Source organism: Rhodococcus sp. PvR099 (assembly GCF_017833315.1).
In the GTDB taxonomy this organism is placed as follows: Bacteria; Actinomycetota; Actinomycetes; order Mycobacteriales; family Mycobacteriaceae; genus Rhodococcus_G; species Rhodococcus_G oryzae.
The window spans coordinates 932,369-957,266 of record NZ_JAFIBV010000001.1 but is presented as its reverse complement, the minus strand read 5'-3'; the positions used below and the strand labels follow the sequence as shown (position 1 = coordinate 957,266).

The 24,898-nt window shown below is 68.9% G+C and carries 14 protein-coding genes; 11 read left to right on the top strand and 3 right to left on the bottom strand.

The window, feature by feature from the left end:
- Positions 1-2 precede the first annotated feature (2 nt).
- Genes JOE46_RS04415 through metH form a run of 3 tightly spaced genes read right to left on the bottom strand, consistent with a single transcriptional unit; the run spans position 3 to position 5,815 of the window.
- Positions 3-1,514 (bottom strand): ABC transporter substrate-binding protein, encoded by a 1,512-nt coding sequence (locus tag JOE46_RS04415; protein ID WP_209926399.1) that lies wholly within the window; start codon positions 1,512-1,514, stop codon positions 3-5.
- Positions 1,515-1,539: 25 nt separating this feature from the next.
- Positions 1,540-2,253: an HAD family hydrolase gene (locus tag JOE46_RS04410; protein ID WP_374102881.1), complete on the bottom strand. Its 714-nt coding sequence runs from the start codon at positions 2,251-2,253 to the stop codon at positions 1,540-1,542.
- The gene (gene metH / locus JOE46_RS04405; protein WP_209926396.1) at positions 2,246-5,815 is read right to left on the bottom strand and encodes a methionine synthase; all 3,570 of its coding nucleotides are present in this window, start codon (positions 5,813-5,815) and stop codon (positions 2,246-2,248) included. Before metH ends, JOE46_RS04410 begins: the two co-directional genes overlap by 8 nt.
- 51 nt (positions 5,816-5,866) lie before the next feature.
- Between metH and JOE46_RS04400 the strand changes: the two genes are divergently transcribed.
- The 11 genes from JOE46_RS04400 (at position 5,867) to JOE46_RS04350 (ending at position 24,897) form a co-directional block, all read left to right on the top strand.
- Positions 5,867-6,763: a PAC2 family protein gene (locus JOE46_RS04400; RefSeq protein ID WP_027501842.1), complete on the top strand. Its 897-nt coding sequence runs from the start codon at positions 5,867-5,869 to the stop codon at positions 6,761-6,763.
- A gap of 273 nt (positions 6,764-7,036) precedes the next feature.
- Positions 7,037-9,514, top strand: a complete 2,478-nt coding sequence (gene nirB / locus JOE46_RS04395) for a nitrite reductase large subunit NirB (RefSeq protein WP_209926393.1) — start codon at positions 7,037-7,039, stop codon at positions 9,512-9,514.
- Entirely contained in the window at positions 9,511-9,852 is a 342-nt protein-coding gene (locus JOE46_RS04390; protein WP_209926391.1) for a Rieske 2Fe-2S domain-containing protein, read from the top strand. The genes nirB and JOE46_RS04390 overlap by 4 nt, the downstream gene beginning before the upstream one ends.
- A 78-nt stretch (positions 9,853-9,930) precedes the next feature.
- Positions 9,931-13,644: a nitrate reductase subunit alpha gene (locus JOE46_RS04385; RefSeq protein WP_209926388.1), complete on the top strand. Its 3,714-nt coding sequence runs from the start codon at positions 9,931-9,933 to the stop codon at positions 13,642-13,644.
- Between the two features lie 8 nt (positions 13,645-13,652).
- The gene (gene narH, locus JOE46_RS04380; protein ID WP_374102914.1) at positions 13,653-15,311 is read left to right on the top strand and encodes a nitrate reductase subunit beta; all 1,659 of its coding nucleotides are present in this window, start codon (positions 13,653-13,655) and stop codon (positions 15,309-15,311) included.
- Positions 15,311-16,009, top strand: a complete 699-nt coding sequence (gene narJ / locus JOE46_RS04375; RefSeq protein WP_209926381.1) for a nitrate reductase molybdenum cofactor assembly chaperone — start codon at positions 15,311-15,313, stop codon at positions 16,007-16,009. Before narH ends, narJ begins: the two co-directional genes overlap by 1 nt.
- Positions 16,006-16,740, top strand: coding sequence for a respiratory nitrate reductase subunit gamma (gene narI / locus JOE46_RS04370; protein WP_209926379.1), 735 nt, complete (start codon positions 16,006-16,008; stop codon positions 16,738-16,740). The genes narJ and narI overlap by 4 nt, the downstream gene beginning before the upstream one ends.
- Positions 16,741-16,878: 138 nt before the next feature.
- A complete protein-coding gene (locus JOE46_RS04365) occupies positions 16,879-17,592 on the top strand; it encodes an MspA family porin (RefSeq protein ID WP_097209784.1) in 714 nt (237 codons plus the stop codon).
- Positions 17,593-17,735: 143 nt separating this feature from the next.
- On the top strand, positions 17,736-19,256 hold the full coding sequence (locus JOE46_RS04360) for a TIGR02677 family protein (protein WP_097209785.1): 1,521 nt from the start codon (positions 17,736-17,738) through the stop codon (positions 19,254-19,256).
- On the top strand, positions 19,253-20,689 hold the full coding sequence (locus JOE46_RS04355; protein WP_209926377.1) for a TIGR02678 family protein: 1,437 nt from the start codon (positions 19,253-19,255) through the stop codon (positions 20,687-20,689). Before JOE46_RS04360 ends, JOE46_RS04355 begins: the two co-directional genes overlap by 4 nt.
- 35 nt (positions 20,690-20,724) lie before the next feature.
- A complete protein-coding gene (locus JOE46_RS04350; protein ID WP_209926375.1) occupies positions 20,725-24,897 on the top strand; it encodes a TIGR02680 family protein in 4,173 nt (1,390 codons plus the stop codon).
- Position 24,898 lies beyond the last annotated feature (1 nt).

The following is a 24,898-nucleotide window of genomic DNA, read 5'->3' as shown; positions in this document are numbered from 1 at the left end:
CCCTACCCGCGCCGCACCCGGGACAGGTCGAGCGCCAGGGAGGTCGCGTTCGCCGGGAGCCCGGAGATGTCGGCGTCGGTCACCGCCAGCAGCGGAAAGAGGAAGAGCCAGTTCGCCGCCGCCTCGTCGGTGATCGTCCGCGCCACCGTTCGCATCTTCTCGACGTAGCCGGCCTCGTCCGCCGCGTCGGCCTCCGCGAGCAACCGCGTGACCTCGGGATTGCGATAGCCCCAGTAGTACTCGGGATTGCCGAAGGTGGCGATGTCGCGCGGCTCGGCGTGTTGGATCACCGACATCTGGTAGGCATGCCTGCCGAACACGGAATCGAGCCACACCGCGGGGAACTCGACCGGGTTGGTCTTCACGGTGAAACCGACCTGCTGCAGTTGCGAACTCACCACCTGCGCGGCGGCCGTGGCATAGGGCAGGTTCGGCACGTCGAACCGCACCACGGGATTCGGGGTGCCCGCCTCGGCCAGCAACTCGCGGGCCCGCTGCGGATCGAACGGGTACACGCCGGTGAGGTCCTCGTACCAGGGGTCGGTCGGCGGCACCATCGATCCGATGAGCTCGCCGTAGCCCGCATACGCGGTGTCCCGCACGGCCTTCCGATCCACGGCGTACATCACCGCCCTGCGGACCCGGATGTCGTCGAAGGGCGCGACCGCCCCGTTCATCGACAGCGTGACCTCGCCGTTGGTGCCGCCCTCGATGACCCGGAACCGGGGATCGGCGCTGAACTGGCCGAGCAGTTGCGGAGCCCCGAGACTGTAGATCGCGTCCACCCCGCCACTGAGCATCGCGTTCGCCTGCGCGGTGGCATCGGCAAAGTACTTCAGCCGCACCGTCTTCATGGCCGGTTGCGCGCCCCAGTACCGGGGGTTGGCCGCGAGCACCAGCTCCGAGCCCGGGTTCCAGCGCGCCACCGTGAATGGGCCGGTCCCGATCGCGGTGGTGGCCAACTGGGTGACGCCGCGCGGGGTGAACATGGCACCGACGGGACCGGTCATGTTGAACAGCCAGGCGTTGCTCGGCGCCCGCAGGATCACCCGCGCCAGATGCGGCGACGGAGTCTCCACCCGATCCACCACGGCCATCAGTGCGGGCGAGTTCGCCGTCCACTCGGTCTTGACGCGATCGAGGCTGAACTTGACGTCCTCGGAGGTGAACGCCTCACCGTTGGAGAAGGTCGCGTCCTCGCGCAGCACGAACTCGTAGACGGTGCGGTCCGGGCTGGTCGTCCACGAGGAGGCCAGCAGCGGGACTATCGCGCCGTGGTCGTCGAGCCGGACCAGCCCCTCGTACACGTTGTCCAGCAACGCCTGCGGGATCGCCGCGCCCGCGGTGCGGGTGAAGTCGAGGTTGTCCGGTTTCGCGGTGAGCGCGACGGTGAACGTGTCCGGTCCGCCCGCGCTCGACAGGCCGGCGCCTGCCGAGCAGGACGCCAGCACGGCGACGGCCACGGTCGACGCGGCCACCCCACGCAGGAGCCGACCGGTCCACCGAGGCGTCATGCCAGGAATCCTGCCATGGCTCGGCTCAGGCGTGGACGGTCCGCCACGCGGCGGTGAAGCCCGATTCCCCGATCCCCTCGAGACTCTCCCGGTGCACCCGCCGCGGTCCGGTCGGCACCGCGACCTCGCACGGCACCACCAGGACCGCGCAGCCGGCCGCCTCCGCCGCCGCCGAGCCCGTCGGCGAATCCTCGACGGCCAGGCAGTGTTCCGGAGCGATGCCGAGCAGCTCCGCCGCGCGCAGGTACGGATCCGGCTCCGGCTTGCCACGCGGGACCTCGTCACCGCAGACGGTGATGTCGAAGTGCTCGCGCCCCAACGTGTCCAGCGCCTGCTCGGCCAGCACCCGCTCGGTGTTGGTCACCAGCGCGGTGCGCAGCCCGCTCTCGCGCACCGTGCGCAGCGCCTCCTGTGCGCCCGGCCGCCACGGGATACCGAGCGAGAACAGCTCGGTGACACGGCCGTTCACCCACGCCGCGGCGTCCGCGAGGGCGGCGGCCGTCGGATCGAGCTCCAGAGCCCCGAAGATCGTCGCCAGCGCATCGGGCCCGGAGGCGCCGATGATCGAGTGCCGTGTGCTCGGCGTCATCACCCCGCCCAGTTCGGCGGCGAGCTCGTGCATCGCGACGTCCCAGAGCTTCTCGGAGTCGAGCAGTGTGCCGTCCATGTCCCAGAGCACAGCCTTGAGATCGGGACCCGACACCGCCATTGCCGCCTCGAACACCGAGGCCTCAGACATTGAAGTACTTGGCCTCGGGGTGGTGCAGCACGAACGCATCGGTCGACTGCTCGGGATGCAGCTGCAACTCCTCGGACAGCACCACTCCGATCCGCTCCGGCTCGAGCAGGGCCACCATCTTGGCGCGGTCCTCGAGGTCGGGGCAGGCGCCGTAACCGAACGAGTAGCGGGCGCCCCGGTAACCGAGCTTGAAGAAGTCCTCGACGTCGTCGGGATCCTGCTCGGCGAGGTTGTGACCGCCCGCCAGCACCAGCTCCTCGCGGACGCGACGGTGCCAGTACTCGGCGAGTGCCTCGGTGAGCTGCACGCCGATGCCGTGCACCTCCAGGTAGTCCCGGTACGAGTTCGCGGCGAACAGCTCGTTCGCGAAGTCCGCGATCGGCTGGCCCATCGTCACCAGGTTCAGCGGCAACACGTCGACCTGGCCGGTGCTGCGAGCCTCCTCGCGCGAGCGCACGAAGTCGGCGATGCACAGGAACCGGTCCCGGTGCTGGCGGGGGAAGGTGAACCGGAACCGTTCCGGCGCATCGGGAGTCGGCTCGGTGAGCACGACCACGTCGTCACCCTCGGAGACCGCCGGGAAGTAGCCGTACACCACCGCGGCGTGCGCGAGGATGCCGTCCGTGCTGAGCCGGTCCAGCCAGTAGCGCAGCCGCGGCCTGCCCTCGGTCTCCACCAGCTCCTCGTAGGTGGGTCCGTCACCGGCCCGCTGCCCGCGTAGACCCCACTGCCCCAGGAACAGAGCCCGCTCGTCGAGCAGGCCGGAGTAGTCCGCCAGCGAGATGCCCTTGACGATGCGGCTGCCCCAGAACGGCGGCGTCGGGATCCCGATGTCGGTGGCGACATCGGAACGTTCGGGCACCTCGACCGGGACCTCGGCTGCCTTGCGCGCCTCCGCGATTCGCTTCGACCGCTCGTGCCGCGCCTTGCGTTCGGCGGCCTTTTCCTTCGCCGCGATGGCCTCCGGGCTGTCCGGGTCGGGTCCCCCGCCGCGCTTGGTCGTCATGATGGTGTCCATCAGGCGCAGGCCTTCGAAGGCGTCGCGCGCGTAGGACACCTCGCCCTCGTAGATGTCGGCGAGGTCGTTCTCGACGTAGGTCCGCGTCAGTGCCGCGCCGCCGAGCAGGACCGGGAACTGCTCGGAGACGCCCTTGGCGTTGAGCTCCTGCAGGTTCTCCTTCATCACCACGGTCGACTTCACCAGCAGCCCGGACATGCCGATCACGTCGGCCTTCTTGTCGATCGCCGCGTCGAGAATGGTCGCGATCGGCTGCTTGATGCCGAGGTTGACCACCTCGTAGCCGTTGTTGCTGAGGATGATGTCGACCAGGTTCTTACCGATGTCGTGCACGTCGCCCTTGACGGTGGCGAGCACGATCCGGCCCTTGCCGTCCTCGTCGGTGGCCTCCATGTGCGGCTCGAGGTACGCGACGGCCGCCTTCATCACCTCGGCGGACTGCAGCACGAACGGCAGCTGCATCTGTCCGGAACCGAACAGCTCGCCGACGATCTTCATGCCGTTCAGCAGCGTCTCGTTGATGATCACCAGCGGCGGCTTCTCGGTCATCGCGTCGTCGAGGTCGGCCTCGAGTCCGTTGCGCTCGCCGTCGACGATGCGCCGCTCGAGCCGCTCGAACAGCGGTAGACCGGCGAGCTCCTGCGCGCGGGTCTCGCGTGCCGAGGCCGCGGACACGCCCTCGAACAGCTCCATCAGCTTCTGCAGCGGGTCGTAGCCCTCGCTCCGGCGGTCGTAGACGAGGTCGAGCGCCACCGTGCGCTGTTCCTCGGGGATCCGTGCCATCGGCAGGATCTTGGACGCGTGCACGATCGCGGTGTCCAGGCCCGCCTCCGTGCACTCGTGCAGGAAGACCGAGTTGAGGACCTGCCGAGCGGCGGCGTTGAGTCCGAACGAGATGTTCGAGATGCCGAGGGTGAAGTGGATGCGGGGGTGAGACGCCTTCAGCTGTCGGATCGCCTCGATCGTCTCGATGCCGTCCTTGCGCACCTCCTCCTGGCCGGTGGAGATCGGGAAGGTGAGCGCGTCGATGATGATGTCGGACTCGTCGAGGCCCCAGTTGGCGGTGATGTCTTCGATCAGCCGCTCCGCGATCCGCACCTTGTGCTCGGCGGTGCGCGCCTGACCCTCCTCGTCGATGGTCAGCGCGACGACGGCGGCGCCGTGCTCCTTGACCAGCCGCATGATCTTCTGGAACCGCGAATCCGGCCCGTCGCCGTCCTCGTAGTTCACGGAGTTGACCGCGGACCGTCCGCCGAGGTGCTCGAGGCCGGCCCGGATCACGTCCGGTTCCGTCGAGTCGATCATGATCGGCAGCGTCGAGGCGGTCGCGAGCCTGCTCGCGAGTTCGGTCATGTCGGCGGCGCCGTCGCGCCCGACGTAGTCGACGTTGAGGTCGAGCATGTGCGCGCCGTCGCGGGTCTGATCCTTCGCGATGTCGATGCACCGGTCGAGGTCACCGGAGATCATCGCATCGCGGAATGCCTTGGAACCGTTGGAGTTCGTGCGCTCGCCGATCACCAGGATGCTGGCGTCCTGCTCGAACGGGACCGCAGCGTACAGCGAGGACGTGCCGGGCTCGGGAACCGGCGTGCGCGTGGCCTTCTCGACCAGGCGCACCGCATCGGCGACCTGACGGATGTGGTCGGGCGTGGTGCCGCAGCAACCGCCGACCATGCCGAGCCCGAACTCGGAGACGAAGCCGCTCAGCGCCTCCGCGAGTTCCGGTGCGGTGAGCGGGTATTCGGCACCGTTTGCGCCCAGCACCGGGAGTCCAGCGTTCGGCATCACCGACACCGGCAGCGTGGAGTGCTTGGACAGGTGCCGCAGGTGCTCGCTCATCTCCGCGGGACCGGTCGCGCAGTTGAGGCCGATCATGTCGATGCCGAGCGGCTCGAGCGCGGTCAGCGCGGCGCCGATCTCGCTGCCGAGCAACATGGTTCCGGTGGTCTCGACGGTGACGTGGGTGATGATCGGGATCCGGCGTCCGAGCTTCTCCATGGCGTGCTGGCTACCGATGATCGCGGCCTTGACCTGCAGCAGGTCCTGGCAGGTCTCGACCAGGATGGCGTCGGCGCCCGCCTCGATCATGCCGAGTGCGGATTCGGTGTACGCGTCGCGGAGCACCGCGAACGGCGCGTGCCCGAGGGTGGGGAGCTTGGTGCCGGGCCCCATCGAACCGAGCACGAACCGCGCCATGCCGTCCCGGCCGGGGCCCATCTCGTCGGCGACCTCGCGGGCGATCCGGGTGCCGCGCTCGGAGAGATCGCGGATCCGGTGCGAGATGTCGTAGTCGGCGAGGTTGGGCAGGTTGCATCCGAAGGTGTTGGTCTCGACGGCGTCGGCGCCGGACTCGAAGTACGCCCGGTGGATGTCCGCGAGCACGTCAGGGCGGGTTTCGTTCAGGATCTCGTTGCAGCCCTCGAGGCCGAGGAAATCGTCGAGGGTGAGGTCCGCGGCCTGCAGCATGGTTCCCATCGCACCGTCGCCGATGACAACGCGCTGCGACAGCGCATCCAACAGGGCGGAGTGAAATGGGGCAGACATGCCGTCCAGAGTAGTGGGCCCCTTGAAGGACCCTGGTCGTAGGCTGGTCGGGTGAGTCCAAGCGAACCCGAAGTCACGTCCGAGCACGACGCGCCCGCGCTGCGTGACCCCATCCTCGTCGCCGCCTTCGAGGGCTGGAACGACGCGGGCGATGCCGCCAGCGGCGCCGTCGAGCACCTGGAACTCATCTGGGACGCACGACCGCTGGCCGAGCTCGACTCCGAGGACTACTACGACTACCAGGTCAATCGTCCGACGGTTCGCCAGGTCGACGGGGTCACCCGCGAGATCGAGTGGCCCGCCACCCGGGTCTCGGTGTGCTCGCCCCCCGGCAGCGAACGGGACGTGCTGATCCTGCGCGGCATCGAGCCGAACATGCGCTGGCGCAGTTTCTGCGACGACCTGCTCGAGATCATCGAGGACCTCGGCGTCACCACCGTGGTCATCCTCGGCGCCCTGCTCGCCGACACCCCGCACACCCGGCCGGTGCCCGTCACCGGCACGGCGTACAGCACGGAGTCGGCCGAGCGGTTCAACCTGGAACAGACCCGGTACGAGGGGCCGACCGGGATCACCGGGGTGCTCCAGGACGAATGCGTCAAGGCCGGGGTGCCCGCGATCTCGTTCTGGGCCGCCGTCCCCCACTATGTGTCGCAGCCCCCGAACCCGAAGGCCACCGTCGCGCTCCTGCAGCGGGTGGAGGAGGTGCTCGACGTGGAGGTGCCGCTCGGCGAGCTGCCCGCCCAGGCCGAGGAGTGGGAGCAGTCGGTCACCGAGATGACCAAGGACGACGAGGAGATCACCGAGTACGTGCGCTCGCTGGAGGAGCGTGGCGATGCGGAGGTCGACATCTCGGAGGTCATCTCCAAGATCGATGGCGATGCCATCGCGGCGGAGTTCGAGCGCTACCTGCGCAGGCGGGGACCTGGCAGCTTCGGCGGTCTGTGAGATTCGTCTCTCCCGGTCGGCGGGAGCCTCTGCGGCGGGATCGGGACAGGCCTGCGAGACCGATCACGCCAGATCACAGGCCTGTCATTCATGTCCTGACATGTACCCGATCCGCCCGGTGAGTACTTCCTGATTCCCACGTAACCTCTGCGCATCCACTTCGTCACCGGAGCGCAGCACCCTCGAATCCATGACGAGCACACGGCGGTACCTGCGCAGCGTGGACAGGTGCACCGGCGGGGCCGTCACGGACCTCGGACAGGTGGTGCTCTGATGCGACGACTGGTTGTGATCGGCAACGGAATGGCGGGCGCCCGCACGGTGGAGGAGATCCTCGCCAGAGGCGGCCGCGACCAGTTCGACATCACGATGATCGGCGACGAGCCGTACGGCAACTACAACCGGATCATGCTCTCGCACGTGCTGGCGGGCGAGTCCAGTACCGACGACGAGGACCTGATCCTCAACCCGATGAGCTGGTACCGGGAGAACGGCGTGACGCTGTACGCAGGCGACCGCGCCATCCGGCTCGACCGCTTCGCGAAGACCGTGACCTGCGAGAGCGACCGCGAGGTCAACTACGACGTGCTGATCGTCGCGACCGGAAGCAACACCTTCTTCCCGAACATGGACGGCTTGCGCGAGACCGACGGACGGCTCGCGCGGGGCGTGTTCGGATTCCGCACCATCGCCGACACGAACGGCATGCTGCAGATGGCACAGGCGGAGGACGACGTCTCGGCGGTGGTCATCGGCGGCGGCCTGCTCGGGCTCGAAGCGGCCTACGGGCTGCGCACCCAGGGGCTGACGGTGAACGTCGTCCACTCCCCCGGCCACCTGATGAACCAGCAGCTCGACGAGCGCGGCGGATCGGTGCTGCGCGCCAAGATCGAGGCGCTCGGCGTGGGTGTGCACACCTCGGTCCGGACCGACGCGGTGCTGCGCGACGAGCAGGGGCGGGTGACCGGTGTCGCCTTCACCGACGGCAGCTCCCTCGCCGCCGACATGGTCGTCGTCACCGCCGGAATCCGTCCGAACACCGAGCTGGCCCGCGCGGGCGGACTGGTGATCGAACGCGGCATCGTCGTCGACGACCAGATGCGCTGCGAGGACGAGGGTTCGGTGTACGCGGTCGGCGAGTGCGCACAACACCGCGGCGAGCTGTACGGCCTCGTCGCGCCGGTGTGGGAGCAGGCCGTGGTGCTGGCCGAGCACCTCACCGGCTCGAATCCCGAAGCCGCCTACGAGGGTTCGCGGTCGACCACCAAGCTGAAGGTCGCAGGCGTCGACGTCGCGGCGATGGGCGTCAAGGGCCCCGAACTCGACGACGACGAGTTCCTCCAGTTCTACGATTCGCGCAACGGCACCTACAAGAACGTCGTGGTGCGCGACGGCAAGCTGATCGGGGCGACCCTGATGGGCGAGGTCGGCAAGGCCGGGATGCTGACCCAGGCCTTCGACGGCAAGATCGAGCTCCCCGAGGATCGCCTCAGCCTGCTGTTCGACCTCGCCGACGGCCGCGCCGCGACCAGCGCGGCCGACCTGCCGGACGCCACCCAGGTCTGCAACTGCAACGGGGTCAGCAAGGGCGACATCGTGTCCTGCGTGCACGCGGGGGCGTCCTCGCTCGGCGAGGTCATCGCGAAGACCAGGGCAGGAAAGGGCTGTGGCTCCTGCAAGGGGCTCGTGGCCGACATCGTCGCCTGCGCGGCGGGTGGCGCACTGGTGCCGGATCCGTCCGCCGACTGGTACGTCCCGTGCATCCCGATGACCAAGGCCGAGCTGATCTCCGCGATCCGGGAGCAGGACCTGCGCGCGGTCTCCCAGGTGTTCACGGCGCTCGCGGCCGACGGCGCCGAGGACGCGGGGTCCAAGATGCCGCTGGCCTCGCTGCTGCGCACCATCTGGGGACCGGACTGGGTCGACGAGCGCGGCGCCCTCTTCATCAACGACCGGGTGCACGCGAACATCCAGCGGGACGGCACCTTCTCGGTGGTACCGCAGATGAAGGGCGGGGTGACCACCCCGGACCAGTTGCGCCGCATCGCCGATGTCGCCGACAAGTACCAGGTGCCGCTGGTGAAGGTCACCGGCGGCCAGCGCATCGACCTGCTCGGGATCCGCAAGGAAGACCTGCCCAAGGTGTGGGGTGATCTGGACATGCCGTCGGGCTACGCCTACGGCAAGAGCATGCGCACGGTGAAAACCTGTGTCGGCAGCGACTTCTGTCGGTACGGTCTTGGCGATTCGACCGCGCTGGGCATCGCGCTCGAGGACCGGTTCCAGGGGCTCGAGACGCCCGCCAAGCTCAAGCTGGCGGTCGCGGGGTGCCCGCGGAACTGCTCCGAGGCGCTGTGCAAGGACTTCGGCGTGGTGTCGGTGGGCGAGGACCGGTGGGAGATCTATGTCGGCGGCGCGGCGGGGGCCCACATCCGCAAGGGTGATCTGCTCGCGACAGTCGAATCGTCGGACGCGGTACTCGACGTGGCGGGGCGCTTCATCCAGTACTACCGCGAGGACGCGAAGTGGCTGGAACGCACATATGCCTGGGTTCCACGAGTGGGCCTGGAACACTTGCAGGCCATACTGATCCGCGACGAGGAGGGGGCCGTGGCCGGATTGGACGAGCGTATGGCCATCGCGGTCGCGGGGTACCGCGACCCGTGGCAGGAACGCACCGAACCGAAATCGCCCGCACAATTCGTGCCGTCGCTTCCGCTGCTCCCGCTCCCCCAGGTGCCGGTCCGATGACCGCGCTGCGTTCGCCGAAGTGCCCCGAGGGCGCGACGCCGACGACGCTCGGCGCGGTCACCGACCTGACCCCGGGTGAGGGCAGGGCGTACGCCATCCGCGGGCTCCAGCTGGCGGTGTTCCTGTTGTCGGACGGCACGATCCGCGCGATGGACGCGGTGTGCCCGCACAAGGGCGGCCCGCTCGCCGACGGGCAGATCGACGGCGGCGTCGTGATGTGTCCGCTGCACCAGTACGCGTTCTCCTTCGACACGGGCGCGTGCACCTCGGAGGGTGTCGGTGCGGCGCAGACCTACCCGGCCCGGGTCGTCGACGGAATGGTGACGGTCGACATCTAGGCACCTGGCACACACGACGCAGCTCAACAAGTGGGGCCCAGCCGGCGGCAGGGCCCGAAGATCCTCGGAGAGGTACCGATGCCAAGCTCAACCACGCCCGGCAGCACAACCGGAGTCGCGGGAACAGATCTCGCCGATTCACTGCTCAAGTTCGGCAAGCACTTCCAGCGCGGCGAGGCCTCCGAGGACCTGCGCACGCTCTACCAGATCGGCGGCCGCACGTCGGACGAGTTCTACCGCGATCGAATGTCCTACGACAAGGTCGTCCGGTCGACGCACGGCGTGAACTGCACCGGTTCCTGCTCCTGGAAGATCTACGTCAAGGACGGGATCATCACCTGGGAGGCCCAGCAGACCGACTACCCCTCGATCGGCCCGGACAAGCCCGAGTACGAGCCGCGCGGCTGCCCCCGCGGCGCCTCGTTCTCCTGGTACACCTACTCGCCCGCGCGGGTGCGCTACCCGTACGTGCGCGGTGTGCTGCTCGAGATGTACCGCGACGCCAAGGAACGCCTCAAGGATCCCGTGCTCGCGTGGGAGGACATCGCGTCCGACCCCGAGAAGTCCAAGCGCTACAAGTCCGCCCGAGGCAAGGGCGGATTCGTCCGCGCCGAGTGGTGGGAGGCCGCCGAGATCGTGGCGGCCGCGCACGTGCACACGATCAAGAAGTACGGTCCCGACCGCGTCGCCGGGTTCTCGCCGATCCCGGCCATGTCGATGGTCAGCCACGCGGTCGGCACCCGGTTCATCTCGCTGATCGGCGGCGCGATGCTGTCCTTCTACGACTGGTACGCCGACCTCCCCGAGGCCTCGCCGCAGGTGTTCGGCGACCAGACCGACGTGCCCGAATCGGCCGACTGGTTCGACGCCGGCTACCTGATCATGTGGGGCTCGAACGTCCCGGTCACCCGAACCCCGGACGCCCACTACATGACCGAGGCCCGCTACCGCGGCCAGAAGGTCGTCGTGGTCTCGCCCGATTACGCCGACAACACGAAGTTCGCTGACCAGTGGCTGCCGGCGCGGCCTGGCACCGACGGCGCCCTCGCGATGGCGATGGGTCACGTGATCCTCAAGGAGTTCTTCGTCGAGAAGAACACCGAACGGTTCACCGAGTACGTCAAGAAGTACACCGACCTGCCGTACCTGATCACGCTGGACGAGCGGGGCGACGGGTACGTGCCCGGAAAGTTCCTCACCGCAGCCGATCTCGGTGACTCCGAGGAGGGCGCCGAGCACAAGACGGTGCTGCTGAACGCGGAGACCGGTGAAACAGTCGTCCCCGGCGGCTCGCTTGGCCACCGGTTCACCGAATCCGGCAAGGGCCACTGGAACCTCGATCTGCACGGCGTCGACCCGCTGATGACCATGCACGAGGACCAGGAGATGGCGGCCAACGCTGTCGCCGTGGACTTTCCGCGCTACGACACCTCCACCCCGGGGGTGCTGCGCCGCGGTGTGCCCACCCGGATGGTGGCGGGCAAGCGCGTGACCACCGTGTTCGACCTCATGCTCGCCCAGTACGGCGTCGGACGTCCGGACCTCCCCGGAACCTGGCCCGCCGGCTACGACGACACCGAGGAGCCGTACACCCCGGCGTGGCAGGAGGGCATCACCGGCGTCTCGGCTGCCGCCGCGGCGCGCGTCGCCCGCGAGTTCGCCGACAACGCCGCCCGCTCAGGCGGCCGGTCGATGATCCTGATGGGCGCGGGCACCAACCACTGGTTCCACTCCGACCAGATCTACCGGTCCTTCCTCACCCTGACCATGCTCACCGGCTGTCAGGGCGTCAACGGCGGCGGCTGGGCCCACTACGTCGGGCAGGAGAAATGCCGCCCGGTCACCGGTTGGGCGACACTCGCATTCGGCTCGGACTGGTCCCGGCCCGCCAGGCAGATGCAGGGCACGATCTTCTGGTACCTGGCCACCGACCAGTGGCGCTACGACCCCTTCACCGCCGAGGTGATGTCCTCGCCGCTGGCGAACGGCACGTTCGCGGGCCGCACCGCGGCGGACAACATCGCCCTCGCCACCCGCCTCGGTTGGATGCCGAGCTACCCGACCTTCAACCGCAATCCCCTCGACCTGGCGGACGAGGCGGACCGGCTGGGCAAGAGCGCGGCCGAGCACGTGGTGGACGGCCTCAAGACCGGTCACCTGCAGTTCGCCGTCGAGGACCCGGATGCGCCCGAGAACTTCCCGCGCTGCCTGACGGTGTGGCGCTCGAACCTGCTCGGCTCGTCCGCGAAGGGCAACGAGTACTTCCTCAAGCACCTGCTCGGAGCCGATTCGAACCTCAATGCCCGCGACTCCGAGGGCATTCGGCCCGAGGAGCTGATCTGGCGGGACGAGGCCCCCGCCGGCAAGCTCGACCTGCTCACCACGCTGGACTTCCGGATGACGAGCACCACGCTGTTCTCCGACGTCGTGCTGCCCGCCGCCACCTGGTACGAGAAGCACGACCTGTCCAGCACGGACATGCACCCGTTCGTGCACGCTTTCTCCCCCGCGATCTCCCCGCCCTGGGAGACCAAGACCGACTTCGAGGCGTTCCACCGCATCGCCCGCGGCTTCAGCTGGCTGGCCGAGAAGCACCTCGGCACCAGGCGCGACATCGTCGCGATGCCGCTGATCCACGACACCAACGACGCCACCGCTCAGCCCGGCGGCCGGGTGCTGGACTGGAAACGCGGTGAATGCGAGCCGATCCCGGGCAAGACGATGCCGAAGATCGTCGTCGTCGAGCGGGACTACTCGGCGATCGCGGAGAAGCTCAGCGCGCTCGGACCGCTGGTCGAGGAGCTCGGCCTCACCACCAAGGGAGTCACCACCCATCCCACCGAGGAGGTCGAGTACCTGCGCGGCGTGAACGGAACGGTGCAGACCGGCGTCGCGGCCGGGCGTCCCTCGCTGGCAAAGGACAAGCACGCCTGCGAGGCGATCCTCGCGCTGTCGGGCACGACCAACGGACGGCTGGCCACCCAGGGCTTCGAGCACCTGCAGGAGCGCACCGGGACCGAGCTGGTCGACCTGGCCGCCGAGAACGAGGGCACCCGAATCCGTTTCGCGGACACCCAGGCCCGGCCGGTGCCGGTGATCACCTCGCCGGAATGGTCGGGGTCGGAGACCGGCGGCAGGCGGTACTCGCCGTTCACCATCAACACCGAGCGGCTCAAGCCCTGGCACACCCTCACCGGCAGGCAGCACTTCTACCTCGACCACGACTGGATGGCCGAGCTCGGTGAACAGCTGCCGATCTTCCGTCCGCCGCTCGACATGACGGCGCTGTTCAGCGAGCCCGCGGTCGGCGAGACCCACGGAAACGGGGTCGGCGGCACCGTCACCGTCCGGTACCTCACCCCGCACTCGAAGTGGTCGATCCACTCGGCGTACCAGGACAACCTGCACATGCTCACGCTCTCGCGCGGCGGCCAGTCCATCTGGATGTCCGACGTGGACGCGGCCAAGATCGGTGTGGCGGACAACGACTGGATCGAGGCGAGCAACCGGAACGGCATCGTCGTCGCCCGCGCCATCGTCAGCCACCGGATGCCCGAGGGCACCGTCTTCATGTACCACGCCCAGGATCGCGCGGTGGACGTGCCGCGCACCGAGCGCACCGGGAAGCGCGGCGGTATCCACAACGCGCTGACCCGGCTGATGATCAAACCCTCGCACCTGATCGGCGGCTACGCCCAGCAGTCCTTCGCGATGAACTACCACGGCCCGACCGGCAATCAGCGCGACGAGGTCACCACGATCCGCCGCCGCGACCAGGAAGTGACGTACTGATGAGAGTTATGGCGCAGATGGCCATGGTGATGAACCTGGACAAGTGCATCGGCTGCCACACCTGCAGCGTCACGTGTAAGCAGGCCTGGACCAACCGTGGCGGCGTCGAGTACGCCTGGTTCAACAATGTGGAAACCCGCCCCGGCCAGGGCTATCCGAGGCAGTACCAGGACCAGGAGAAGTGGAAGGGCGGCTGGACGCTCAACAAGCGCGGCAAGCTCACGCTGCGCACCGGCTCCCGGCTCAAGCGCCTGCTCAACATCTTCGCCAATCCCGACCTGCCGACTGTCTCGGACTATTACGAGCCGTGGACCTACGACTACGAGAACCTGCTGGCCTCGCCCGCCATGGACACGGTCCCGGTCGCACGCCCGAAGTCGCTGCTCACCGGCGAGGACACCAAGGTCACCTGGGGTGCCAACTGGGACGACGACCTCGGCAGCGGGCCCGAGCAGGTCGGCAAGGATCCGTTGCTGGCCAAGGTCTCCACCAAGGTCAAGCTCGAGTTCGAGCAGACGTTCATGTTCTATCTGCCCCGCATCTGCGAGCACTGCCTGAACCCGGCCTGCGCGGCGTCGTGCCCGTCAGGAGCGATCTACAAGCGCTCCGAGGACGGCATCGTGCTCGTCGACCAGGACAAGTGCCGCGGCTGGCGGCAGTGCGTCACCGGCTGCCCCTACAAGAAGATCTACTTCAACCACAAGACCGGCAAAGCGGAGAAGTGCACGTTCTGCTACCCCCGGATCGAGGTCGGCATCCCGACCATCTGTTCGGAGACGTGCGTAGGCCGGCTGCGGTACATCGGCGTGATGCTCTACGACGCCGACGCGGTGCTGGAGGCCGCCTCGGTCACCGATGACAAGGATCTCTACCCATCGCAGCTGGGCGTGTTCCTCAACCCCCACGACCCGAGGGTGGTCGCCGAGGCCGAGCGGGCGGGCATCTCCGCCGAGTTCATCGAGGCCGCGCAGAACTCCCCGGTCTACAAGCTGATCGTCGACTATCAGGTGGCACTGCCCCTGCACCCGGAATACCGCACCATGCCGATGGTCTGGTACATCCCGCCGCTCTCGCCGATGGTCGAGGCCCTCTCGGACACCGGCCACGACGGCGAGGAGGCCGACAACCTGTTCGGCGCCATCGACTCGCTCCGCATCCCGGTCGAGTACCTGGCCGAACTCTTCACGGCGGGCGAGATCGGGCCCGTGCGCGCCTCCCTGCAGCGTTTGGCGGCGATGCGCGCGCACATGCGCCGGGTCAACCTGGGCGAGCCGACGCGGCCCGAGGTCGCGAACGCGGTCCGGTTGACCGAGACCGAACTGGAGTCGATGTACCGCCTGCTCGCCATCGCGAAGTACGAGGACCGGTACGTCATCCCGAACGGGGCGGGCTCGGACGCCCACCGGCTCGACGCGCTCGCCACCGGGTGCAGCCTCGAGGGCGACGGCGGGCCGGGCATGACCGCGTTCGACGTGATGGCCGACAAGTTCCACCTCACCGAGCTGGCCGTCGACACCAATTCCGGTGTGGCTCCGGACAACAAGTCCGGCCGGATCAACCTGCTCAACTGGGACGGCAAGAGCACGAGGGGTCTGATCCCGGCCGCGGCGGGTTCCGGCACCGGGCCGGGCGCGGGCATCCCGACGCCGGGATCGGACGGCGCCTGATGGTCGCGCTCGGATTGCGCCGCAAGGTGTCCAACAAGTTCCGGCCAGGGGCGGAGGCGTCGTTGTCCGAGCGGGACCAACGGGTCGTGTGGCGGATCGCCGCCCTCCTGCTGGACTACCCGACGGAGCAGACGCTGGGGATGCTCGGCGAACTGCGCGCGGCGGCCGAGACCGTGCCGGGGCAGCCGGGCGCCGACCTGGTTGCGTGCGTGGACTTCATGCAGCGCACGCCCCGGATCGAGTTGTCCTCGCTGTACGTCGAGACCTTCGACCTGCGCAGGCGCAGCAGTCTGCACCTGTCCTACTACGCGTACGGCGACACCCGCAATCGCGGAATGGCGCTGCTGCGCTTCAAGAACGCCTACCGCAACGGCGGCGTGACGCTGGGCGACCACGAGCTGCCCGACTTCCTGCCCGTGGTACTCGAATTCGCGGCGACGACCGATGCCGCGCGCGGCTGGCGGCTGCTTGTCGACCACCGCGCCGTGGTCGAGGTGCTCCGACTGTCGCTGCGCGACAGCGATTCCCCCTTCGCTCCCGTCCTGGACGCGGTCTGCGCGACCCTGCCGGAGCTCGACACCGACGACCGGCAGAAGGTGGCGAAGATGGCATCCGAGGGGCCACCCGAGGAAGCGGTGGGTCTCGACACCTACGCGCTCGACCCCGCATTGCACCCCGAGATGGGAGAACGACGGTGACCACGCTGATGTGGCTGACCCTGCCCTATATCGCCCTCACCTCATTCGTGGTGGGGCATGTCTGGCGCTACCGCAAGGACCAGTTCGGCTGGACCACCCGCTCCTCCCAGATGTACGAGAGCCGTTTGCTGCGCCTGGGCAGCCCGCTGTTCCACTTCGGCATCCTTGCCGTGCTCGCGGGGCACATCGGTGGCGTCTTGATCCCGGCCAGTTGGACGGAAGCGCTTGGCATCTCCGATCACACCTATCACCTGCTCGCGGTCGGATTGGGTGTGCCTGCGGGAATCGCCACCGTCGTAGGCCTGTCCATTCTCGTGTACCGGCGGATCAGTGTTCCTGCCGTGCGTCAGTCCAGCAGCACCAGCGACAAGATCATGTACGTGCTGTTCATCGCCGTCATCGCGACGGGGATGTTCAACACCCTCGGCGAGAACCTGATCCTGGGCGACTACGACTACCGCTCGACGGTCTCGCCCTGGTTCCGCAGCCTGTTCACGCTGAACCCGCAGCCGGGCCTGATGGTCGGCGTACCGCTCAGCTTCCAGCTGCACGGGCTGACGGTGCTGGTGCTCCTGGCGATCTGGCCGTACACCCGCCTGGTGCACGTGTTCAGCGCGCCGATCGGATACCTGGGCCGGCCGTACGTGGTCTACCGGAGCAAGGACGTCAAGCGGCCCGGCGGCAACCGCTACTACAAGGCCTGGGAGACGGCAAACCAGAACCGCGCGTGAACACTCACCGCCACACCGCCGAAAATGTCGCGGCATCGTCACAGATCAACTAGCGTTCGAGAAGCATCGGGGATCTGTGTTGATTTGAGCCAATCGCAAGTACGTGATCGGAAAACTCGACCGAACGGATGTGGATTCATGGCAGGAATTCGTGGACCTCGGCGCCGCCGCGGAACCGGGCCCCGTCGAGCGGCAGCGATCGCCGCGGTTGCGGCCGTCGGGATGGTTCTGGGCAACGGCACCTCGGCGGCAGTGGTCAACAATGCGAACAGCCTCATCGACGGCGCGGGTAATCGCGTCGAAGTCTCACAGGGTGACACCTTCATCAATGCCGTCCCGCCACTCGACAGCTCACCGCTGAGCCGGGAGTTCTTCCACAACGGCTACGCGCAGGTCACCATCGACGGCCCCACGGCAGCCAGTTTCACCGGCACCAAGCTGTCCTTCGGCTACCAGATCGGTTACCCGGTCGCGCTCACGGGCGCGTCGGTGCAGCTGAACACCCCAGGCCTCGGCTTCGAGCTCGAGCACACGGACGGCTTCGTCCTGGGAGGCGTCCTACCCGGCGGAGATCCGGCCGAGCTGGCCATCGCGGACGAGAACCGCGCGATGTTGGCCGGTGACATCATCCCGCAGCAGAACCTGATCGTCGACCTCGAACCCGGCGGCATCACCGATGTCCCGCTGGTCAGCGAGAAGGAGTTCGACGGCCCGGGGGCCAGGATCCGGCTCGCGGGTGTGCACGGCAGTATCTCGGGGGCCCTCGGACAGGTCACGCTCCGCCCCTACGCCCGGGTCGAGACGGCGTCCGGTGACATCGCGATGACCTACGGCGCGCCGGTGCCGCTGTAGGTCCGGACACAGCGCAGCACGAGGGCCGGGGGACGCGGGGTCGCGTCCCCCGGCCCTCGTGCTGCGCACCGGGCGATCGGCCGCGAAACGCCGATCCCAATGCCCGCTAGGTGCCGTCCGGCCGCTCCCCTACCCTGTTCACGATGAGTGATTCCGGAACGTCCAGCGCGGGCCAGCGCGACGCGTTCGCGCGCGACGACCGACTGCGGTTGTTCGCGTTCACGAACGCGGAGAAGCGCGCAGAGTACCTGTGGGTACTGCGGGCGTTCGACCATGCAAGGGCGAACTATGTCGTGCTGCTGCACGCGGGCGAGATCGCCGAGATCCTCGGCAGGATCGCGGGCGACGACCAGGCGGGCGGTGCCGGCGGGCGGCTCGCCGCCGACGAGATCACGCCGCTGCTCGAGCAACTGCACCTGTGGGGTGTGCTCGAACGCAGCTACGACGGCAGCCGGGCGGCCACCCTCGCGGAATACCGCAACCGGCACTTCGTCTACCAGTTCAGCCAGGCCGGCTACCTGGCTTTCCGGGCGGTCGAAGACGTGCTCGGGGCCCGGCTGGAGGACTCCGCGCTCTCCCGCCTCGCGCTGCCCGACCTACTGGCGGACATGCGGGAACTGGCCGAGGCGAACCGGGCCGCGGACAGCGACCTGATCTACCGCAAACTCAGTCGGCTCGATGCCACGTTGTCGGACATGGCGACCAGGGCGGCCCAGTTCTACCTCACCCTCGGTGACCTGGTGCGCACCACCGAGATCACCCCCGAATCGTTCCTCGCGCACAAGGACGCCCTGCTGACCCACATGCGTGAGTTCAGTTCCGACCTCGCCCGCTACGCGCCGAAGCTCGCGGAGGCGATCGCGGCCGTCGAGGAGACCGGCATCGACCCTCTCATCGCCAGGGCCGCCACCAGCGACGAGCGGGTGTTCCTGGCCCTCGGCGAGCGCGAGGAAGACTGGAGATCCCGGTGGTCGGGCCTCAAACACTGGTTCGTCACCGAAGCGGGGGTCAGCGAATCGGACCGGCTGCGGGAGGGCACCATGAGCGCCATCGCCGCGGTGCTCTCGCTGCTGCGCCGCGTCACCGAGACCCGCAGGGGCGGGGTGAGCCGGGAAAGCCAGCTGCGGCACCTGGCAGGCTGGTTCGCCGCGGCACCGACCGAGGACGCGGCGCACGCGCTGTACCAGGTCGTGTTCGACCTCGGCAGGCCGCGGCACCTGTCGATGCTGCACCCCGACGCCGACGTCATCCCCGAGTCTCGATCCTGGTGGGAGGCCCCTCCGGTGGAGATCTCCCGCACCCTTGCCGAGACCGGCCGCACGCCGTCGCCCGGACTGCCCGGACGCGTCCAGCGCAACGACGCCAGCGTCCGCCGCCTGCGTGACGCACAGCTCGCCGGGCAGCGGGCCCGAGCCACCGCGGCCAAGTCGCTGGCCGCCGGCGGGGTCTACGACCGGGTCCTCGACGAGCAGGAGACGGAGGTGCTGTTGAGCCTGCTCAACGCCGCGCTGACCGCGCGGGTGCCGGTGAGCGGTCGGGTCAACAGCTCGACCGGTGCGGAGAACGGGGTCCGGTTGACGCTGCGCCCGCACGACGTGTCGACCACGGTGGAGACCGCCCGTGGCAGGCTGCACCTCGACCGGCTGCAGGTGAGTGTGCAGTGAGAGCGCGCGAGATCCCGCCGCTGGCCCTCGACTCCTATCAGCGGGCCGCCCGGATAATCCTGTCGAATCACCTTGTCACACAAAGCTATCCGGACCGGATCGCGCTTCCGCTGCTCCGCCGATGGGCCACCGAACTGCGCGAGGACCTACTCGAACTGTTCGGCTACCGGCTCGAGGTCACCGAGACCACAGCGCGGCTGTTCACGGTGGCCGACCGGCTCGACCCGACGGCCGCGGCCAGGACCACCAACGACCGAACCTTCGACCGGCACCGCTACGCCTACCTCGCGCTGTGCCTCGCGGCGCTGGGGCGGGCCGGAAACCAGATCACCCTGTCGGAGCTGGCGGACCACGTCGCCGCCGACGCGGCCCAGGTCGACGGTGTCGACCTGTCCACCGAGCGGTCTGCCGACCGCGACGCGTTCGTCGACGCTGTCGGCTGGCTGGCGGCCAGGGGCGCCATCACGCTCGCGGACGGGGACGCCGGCGGCTGGGCCGCCAACCCCAGCGCGGGTGAGGCGCTGTACGACATCGACCGCTCCGTCGTTGTCGCGCTGTTCCGGCCGCCGCGCGCACTCCAGCACCTGACCTCGATCAGGGGCCTGCTGTCGGGATCGGAGGCCCAGGCGGCCGACGAGGACGGGTACTCACCCGACCGGTCCACGGACCTACGGGAGACGGCGAGGCGCGTGCGCCGTTCGTTGGTGGAGCGCCCCGTGGTCTACGCGGACCAACTCGACGACGACGAACGTCTGCAGCTGGCACTGCCAAGGACCGCGGCGGACGTCGAGGCACTGACCGGCCTCGTCGCCGAGCGGCGGGCCGAGGGCATCGCACTGATCGACACCTCCGGTCGCATGTCGGACCTTCGCTTCCCCAGCACGGGAACCGTCGCCCAGGTGGCCCTGCTCCTGGCCGGCGAGATCGCCGATCGGGTGCTCGACCCCGATGCGGTCCAGCTCGTGCGGATGCCCGTGCCCCAGGCGCGGACGAGCGACCTCATCGCGCAGCTCGACAGCGCCATTCCCGCAGGAGGCATCTTCCACGGGCTCGCCGAGCGCACCGCCGAGATCCCGGTTGCGGAGGGCGGCGCAACCGAGTTGTTCCCGTTGATCGAGGACAGCTGGATCCGGCACACGGTCGAGGACCTGATTCGTCGCTACGGCAGAACCTTCGCGGCGCAGTGGCAGGCCGACCACGACGGACTGAGGCATGAGGCCGTTGCGGTGCTGGACAAGCAGCGGTTGGTACGGCGCACGTCCGGCGGCGTGCTGGCGCTGCCCGCGCTGGCGCGCTATCGCGGCGTCGTCGTGAACATCCGCGACCGGGCCGGCCAGCCGCAACTGTTTGCAGACGACCCCGAGTCGGTCGCCGTGCAGGCTCCGGTCCTGGCCCCCCAGCCCCCGTCCGAACCCGTCCCCAGTGACCAGTGACCAGTGACCAGTAGAGAAGTAGAGGCAGAATTCGCATGGCAAGCGCGCGCTTTCGCCCGACCCGGGCCGGGATCATCAACCTCTGGGACTACCGGGACCAGGAGTTCTCCTTCGCCGACGGCCGCCTGGTCCTGCGCGGGCCCAACGGTTCCGGCAAGACCAAGGCGCTCGAGGTGCTCTTCCCGTTCGTGCTCGACGGTCGCATCGAACCGCGGCGGCTGAACCCGTTCGCGGGCGAAGAGCGCACCATGAAGTCGAACCTGCTCTACCGCGGTCAGGACAGCGCGCACTCCTACGTCTGGATGGAGTTCGCTCGCGGATCCCAGGCGGACCCCGAGGCGGTCACCGTCGGCATCGGGATGCGCGCCACCCGGCAGAACGACAAGGTCACCCGGTGGCATTTCGTCGCGGACGGGCGAGTGGGCGTCGATTTCTCCCTGCTCGGCGACGACGACCGCCCGCTGACCAAGCGGCAGCTCGCCGATCAGATCGGCACCGACGCGATCACCGACCGGCCCACCGACTATCGGGCCGCGATCGATGCCCGGCTCTTCGGCCTCGGCGCCGAACGCTACGACCAGCTGATCAACCTGATCCTCACCCTGCGCCGGCCGCAGCTGGCGAAGAACCTCGACCCGAAGGGACTGTCGCAGGCCCTCACCGACGGTCTGCGCCCCCTCGATTCCCAGTTGGTGCTCGAGGCAGCGCGCTCGTTCAGTGACATGGAAGAGGTCGGTCGCGCGCTCGAGGGTCTGGCCGCCGCGGACCACGCCGCACAGGGCTTCGTCACCGTGTACACCAAGTACCTCCGCCAGCAAGCCCGAGCGGACATCGAGCAGGTGTCGAGGCGGCTCGAGGCGGTCGACCAGGGCGTCCTCACGCTGTCCGAGGCTGCCGGTCTACAGGAGCAGCGGCGGAAGGATCGGGTCTCGGCACAGGCACGGTACGAGGCCGCCGAGCACGAACTGGACATGGCCAAGGCAGAGAAGGATGCGCTCGAGCAGTCCAACGCCTACACCGGCAAGCAACAACTCGACGACCTCGCCGCGGTCGTCGCCGAACTCAAACAGTCCACCGACAAGCAGTCCGACAAGGCACAGAAGGCGCAGGCCAGCCTCGAGCAACGCGCCGACGACGCCGCGAAGTCCGCCGCCGCGGTCACCAGGACGTTGGAGACCCTCGCCAGGTCGGAGGACGAATTGCAGTCCGCCGCAGAGGATGCCGGGATCGCGTGGACTCCGCTGCCCGCCACCGCACGGGCCGATCAGATCACCGCCGCCGTGCGCGGACACGCCGAGGAGCGTGACGGCGACGTGCGGACCGTGCGGGCCGCGGTGGCCACAGTCGAGAAGGCACAGACCGAGCGGGAGCGGGCACAGCACGCTGCGGACCGTGGACGCGAGCTGCTCGAGTCCGCGACCGCCGCGGTGTCCGAGGCGGAGGCCGCGGCCGCACTGGCGCGCAGCGAATGCGCCGCCGCGGTCCGCTCGTGGTGGACTGCGAACTCCCGCCTGTACGCGTCGATTGGCGTGAACAGCGACCTGTTCGTCGCGCTGAACGACACTGTCGCGGAAATCGGGGACGACGACGCCTCCGGGTTTGCACCGGTGCTGAGCGAGCACACCGAGGATCAGATCGAGACAGTCCGCTCCCACCGCAGGCAGTCGGAGATCGAGGCCGAGCAGGCAGCCGCGAGCATCGCCGAACTGACCGAGGCCAGGACCCGGATCTCCGCCGAACGTGACGACGCGCCACCCGGATTCGCGGCGCGCACCGGCTCCCGCGAGGGCCTGGTGGGGGCGCCGTTGTGGCGCCTGGTGCGCTTCGCCGACAACGTCGACGAAGCCGAAGCGGCAGGCGTGGAAGCTGCTCTACAGGCCGCGAACCTGCTCGACGGCTGGGTATACGGCGGCGACGGCACCCCGCCGGATGCGGAGTCGGAGCAGTACCTCTCCGCCCTCGCCAAGAATCAACGACCGTCCGGTCCGACCCTCGCGGACGTGTTGCTCGTCGAACCCGAGGCGGGCGTCCCCGAGGACAGGGTTGCCACATTGCTGTCCTCGATCGCGCTGCGACGCGACGCGACGGCACCCGGGACGGGCGTCGCGGTCGGGGTGGACGGCCGGTTCTGGCAGGGTGTGCAGCAGGGCAGGCACGTCAAACCCGAGGCGGAGTACATCGGCGCGACCGCCCGCGCACGCCGCAGGCAGCAGCGCCTCGCCGAGATCGACGCCGCGCTGGATCAGAACCGCCACGCCGAGGACACCGCACGCACCGCGCAGCTGGCGGCGAGCGAGCTGCTCGCCTCGCTGGCAGCGGCCGCGAAGTCCTTGCCGCGCACCGCGGCCGTGCACAGCGCACTCCGCGCGGTTGCCGTTGCGGCGGGCGCGCGGCGGACCCGCTCCGAGGCGGCGGCCGCTTCCCAACGCGAACTCGACCAGGCCATCGCGGACCTGAGCACCAAGGAGAAACAGCTGCGGGCAACCGCGGTCTCGCACCGCACCCCGAATCAGGCACGGGACCTCGATTCGCTGGCCGCGGCGATCCGGCACTTCGAGAAACAGGGTGACCTGGTACTGCGCTGTAGGCGGGATCGGGAGAAGGAGCTCGAGCACCAGCGCGAAGCGGACGACCGGCACGCAGAGGCCCGTGACGTCGCCGAGGAGTTCGCCGAGGAGACCGCAGTCGCCCAGGAGAAGCTGGCTCAGCAGATCCAGCGCCTGGCCACGTTGCGCGACGCACTCGGAGCCTCGACGGAACAGATCGACGCAGACCTCGAGCGGGCTCGGGCACGGATCGAGGCCTGCACCGGCGAGCAACGGGCGGCACGAAAGGCGCACGAGTCCGCGGTCGAACAGATCGGCAAGGCCGAGGGCGCGTACAACACCGCCGTAGAGGCACTCCGGAGCGCCCTCACCGAGAGTCGTTCGGACGCCGACCGTCTGGCCCCGTACGCCCGGCGCGACCTCCTCGAACTCCTCGGGGTCTCCGGCGGCCACTCGTGGCCGGCCAGCGACGCGGCCTGGCTCAGCACGGATCAGTTGCTGTACACGATCGAGGGGAATCCGGGTGAGCGCGGCGCGGTGCTGCCCCCGGAGGTCGACGCCCTCTATCGCGCGATGTCCGGCGCGACGGAATCGGTGCGGGTGACCGAGAGCGCGGGAAAGTCGACGCGGACTGCGCTCACCGCCGCCCTGCAGGACTTCGACGCTCAACTCGCCTCCGCGGGCCAGGACTATCGCCTGCAATGGGACGCACCCGACGGGGTGACCACCGTTCAGGTGCAGGACGACCAGGGCCACTCGTCGATCGGCGAGTTCGCGGCCCGGATCCGCCAGGCCCGACAAGATCAGGAGCTGCTGCTCACCGAGGCGGAACGGCGAATTCTCGAAGACGCCCTGCTGACCGGTCTGGCGCAGCAGATCCACGAGCGCACGGTCGACGCCCGTGACCTGATCGCACAGATGAGCGCCGAGATGCGCGAACGCCGTATGTCCTCCGGCAACACCATCGGAGTGCACTGGGTGCTGGCCGACAACCTCGACGAGAGCTCGAGGGCGATCTCGAAGCTGCTCGACCGCGATGCCTCGGCGCTCGGCCCCGATGAACTTGCCACCATGCGAGCGCATTTCGCGACACAGATCCGGATTGCACGAGCTGCGCATCCGGAGCGCTCCTACCCTGAGATCCTCGAGGGCGCGCTCGATTACCGTCGATGGCGTGTCTTCTCCTTCACGCTCATCGGAGGCGACGGCAGCGAGGATCGGCTCACGGTGGCTCGGCACGGGGCCCTCTCGGGCGGCGAGCAGTCGGTGTCGCTGCACCTGCCGCTGTTCGCGGCCGCACACGTGATGCTGTCCTCGGCGGACCCGCACTCGCCACGACTGCTCGGCCTCGACGAGGCGTTCGCCGGAGTCGACGACAACGGCCGCAGCGAATTGCTCGGCCTCAGTGTGCAGTTCGATCTGGACCTGTTCATGACCGGATACGACCTGTGGGTGACCTATGCCGGGGTGCCGGGATGCGCGCACTACGACCTGGCTCATTCGACCGCGGAGCAGACCGTGAGCGCCGCCCTGTTGGTGTGGGCCGACGGTGAGCTGCTCGCCGAGCACGACGGCAGCGACCTCGCGGCCGCGCTCGGGTCGCCGCTGCGGCGCCGGGTCCTCACGTCGGCAGAGGGCAGCCTGCAGTTCGCGGAGGTGTGAG